The 2114-nt window shown below is 68.4% G+C and carries 3 protein-coding genes; 1 reads left to right on the top strand and 2 read right to left on the bottom strand.

Going from position 1 to position 2114, the window contains the following annotated elements; genetic code table 11:
* Positions 1–1145 (bottom strand): PAS domain-containing protein (locus AC3XYG_RS14090; protein ID WP_489140468.1); only part of this gene is annotated, 1145 nt, incomplete at its 3' end.
* Between the two features lie 110 nt (positions 1146–1255).
* Here AC3XYG_RS14090 and AC3XYG_RS14085 point away from each other — a divergent pair.
* Entirely contained in the window at positions 1256–1714 is a 459-nt protein-coding gene (locus tag AC3XYG_RS14085) for a GNAT family N-acetyltransferase (protein ID WP_489140467.1), read from the top strand.
* Between the two features lie 10 nt (positions 1715–1724).
* Here the strand turns inward: AC3XYG_RS14085 and AC3XYG_RS14080 are convergent.
* Positions 1725–2114: anti-sigma factor family protein (locus AC3XYG_RS14080; protein WP_489140466.1), on the bottom strand; the 390-nt coding region annotated here is incomplete at its 5' end.

Below are 2114 nucleotides of genomic sequence, written 5' to 3'. Positions count from 1 at the left end.
GCCCGCTGCACATGGGCGACGGAATAGATGTGCCGGATGTCGCCGGTGGTCCGGCGGATGCGGAATTCGCCCTCATAGGCCGAGGTCACCGATAGCGCCCGCTCCCACTCCGCCCCCACTGTCCCGACATCGTCAGGGTGGATCATGGCGAAGGCCTCTTCCATCGTGCCGCCATAGGCACCGGGGGAAACGCCAGCCCGCATGCCGGTCTCGCCGAAGCCGTAGATCTCGTGCATCTCGGCGTTGAGATTGTACAGGCCGGTGACGAGGTCGAGGTCCCACACCCCGATCCGGCCGGCCCTGACCGCGAGTTCGAGCCGTTCGCTGACATTGGCGAACTGCTCCTCGATCTCCTTCTGCCGGGTGATGTCGGTGTTGGTGCCGATCATCCGCGTCGGCCGGCCATCAGCCGCCTGCTCCACCACCTTGCCGCGGGCCAGGATCCAGACCCAGCGCCCGTCCCGGTGCCGCAGGCGGTAGTCCATGTCGTAGATCAGCTCACCGCCTTCGACCAGGCGATCGAAGGTCCGCAGCGCCCGATCGACATCGTCCGGGTGCAGCCGGCTGCGCCACCAGGCATCGCCGGCCTCGTCGATCTCGGCCTCGGGGAAGCCGAGCATCGCCGTGCATTGGCGAGAACGCCAGATCCGGCCGGCGGCCAGGTTCCAGTCCCAGATTCCCTGGCCGGCGTTGGCCACGGCGACGTTCCAGCGCAGCTCGCTGGCGGTCAGGTCCGCCTCGGCCTGTTTCTGCGGGCCGATGCCGACGATCTGGTAGATGTAGTGGTCGCCGTCCGCGTCCGGCAGGATCGAGACATGGGCCATGCCCCAGAAGGCACTGCCATCCTTGCGGACGTAGCGCCGCTCCGCCCGGGCGGTGTCGATCTCGCCTCGCTGCAGCGCCGCGAAGGCCTGCAGCACTGCATCGCGGTCCTCCGGGTGGACGATGTCGCCGACGGTGCGGCCGATGCACTCCGCCGGCGTGAAGCCGAACATGGCGCAGAAGGCGGCGTTGGCCTGGCGGCAGCGCCCGTCCGGCCCGGCGATCGCCATGCTGATCGGGGCGCTGTCGAGGATCCGGCGGAACAGGTCGTCCCCATCGGTGCGACGCCTGGTCCCGCGCGGTCGGCCGGATGCATCGCCCATGACATCAATGCTCGGTTGCAAAAAAATACTCGCAACCGGCATTGCATCAACGATGGGCGGCGGTGACAAGAGACTGTGGGCACAAGGCCCGCAGCGAATGGGATTGAACCATGCCTGTGACGATGCGCGCGGCGACCGTCGACGACCTGCCGGCGATCCTGCGGCTGCTGGCGGACGACCAACTGGGCAAGAACCGCGAGACCGCGGTCGAGGCGCCCTATCGCGCCGCCTTCGACGCCATCGCCGCCGACCCGAACCAGGAATTGATCGTGGCCGAGCAGGATGGCCGGGTGGCCGGCTGCTTCCAGCTCAGCTTCATTCCCGGCCTGTCGCGCCAGGGCATGTGGCGGGCGCAGATCGAATCCGTGCGCATCGATTCAGCCTTGCGCGGCCAGGGCGCCGGCCAGGTGATGATGCAATGGGCGATCACCCGGTCGCGTGAGCGCGGCTGTGGCCTGATGCAGCTGGCCACCGACAAGCGCCGCACCGACGCCCACCGCTTCTACATTAGGCTCGGCTTCGTCGCCAGCCACGAGGGCATGAAACTGGAGCTTCACCCCAAGGAGTGAAGCCAGGGCTTCAGGACGGTTGCGCCGCGGCCGCCTGCGCCGCGACGCCCTTCTCGTATTCGACCTGGAACGCCTGCAGCTCCGTCATGTCCATGTCCGAGACCGCCCAGAACACCAGCCCGGACCGGGCCCAGCGGATCAGCCGGTAGCCATCGTCCACCTCCGGCGCCGGCGCGGCATCCGCCACGCCGGGCTGGGGCCAGACGAACAGGTTGATGATGTGCTCGCGCCGGCCATAGACCAGGGCTGCGACCACCCTGCGGTCGAGATAGTCGAGACGGCCACCCACCAGCGGGAAGCCTTGCGGCGCGAGATCGACCACCGGCGGCGCGGCATCGAGCTTGCCGGCGAACCAGGGCTTGACCGTATGACGGTCGGTGGACAGCACATCGGTCAGGTG

The sequence above is a fragment of the Inquilinus sp. genome (assembly GCF_057815775.1).
This window is presented reverse-complemented; position numbering and strand designations above follow the sequence as displayed.

Excerpts from the sequence above, each read along its gene's own strand:
- AC3XYG_RS14085 (WP_489140467.1), top strand. The coding sequence starts at position 1,256 with ATGCCTGTGACGATGCGCGCGGCGACCGTCGACGACCTGCCGGCGATC.